Origin of the sequence: Ochrobactrum sp. Q0168 (assembly GCF_016427605.1) — a bacterium.
Classification (GTDB): Bacteria; Pseudomonadota; Alphaproteobacteria; order Rhizobiales; family Rhizobiaceae; genus Brucella.
The window spans coordinates 1-656 of record NZ_JAELXQ010000051.1 but is presented as its reverse complement, the minus strand read 5'-3'; the positions used below and the strand labels follow the sequence as shown (position 1 = coordinate 656).

The window sequence follows — 656 nt, the reverse complement described above, 5'->3', positions numbered from 1 at the left end:
ACCCGAAGGCGCTGTGCTAACCGCAAGGAGGCAGGCGACCACGGTAGGGTCAGCGACTGGGGTGAAGTCGTAACAAGGTAGCCGTAGGGGAACCTGCGGCTGGATCACCTCCTTTCTAAGGAAGATCGAGAACTGGAAAGACGCAGTCTTCGGACTGATGATCCTTCTCCATCTTATTAGAACAATAGATTGCAGAGTAGTCGCTCTGACAATCGCTTGCAGGCGTGCCGCCTTCGTTTCTCTTTCTTCGTTGGATGATTTGACGCGCTACGGCGTTCTGGTTGAGAGATCAGGGCTTGTAGCTCAGTTGGTTAGAGCACACGCTTGATAAGCGTGGGGTCGGAGGTTCAAGTCCTCCCAGGCCCACCAAGTTACTTGATAAGGGGCCGTAGCTCAGCTGGGAGAGCACCTGCTTTGCAAGCAGGGGGTCGTCGGTTCGATCCCGTCCGGCTCCACCATCAAGTTTTGGTGTCGAGTAGGGCGGCAGTTCAATCATCCAAGAGAAAGAACCAAGTTTGCGGACTTTTTTGTCTGCGTGTTCTGTATGAAATAGTGAAGAGAAGATGTAATCGGATCGACCGACAAAAAGGTTGATGTCGCAAGAGCTTGCTCAAGCCTTGCACTATGATTGATGTGTTTAACCGCCATCACCGATT

The 656-nt window shown here is 52.1% G+C and carries 2 tRNA genes and 1 rRNA gene; all 3 read left to right on the top strand.

The annotated features are described in order from the left end of the window. A 16S ribosomal RNA gene (locus JAU75_RS23920) occupies nt 1-115 on the top strand; the annotation flags it as partial. A gap of 177 nt (nt 116-292) precedes the next feature. After that, nucleotides 293-369 (top strand) — tRNA-Ile (locus tag JAU75_RS23915). Between the two features lie 13 nt (nt 370-382). Then, a tRNA-Ala gene (locus tag JAU75_RS23910) sits at nt 383-458 on the top strand. The last annotated feature ends 198 nt before the right edge of the window (nt 459-656 follow it).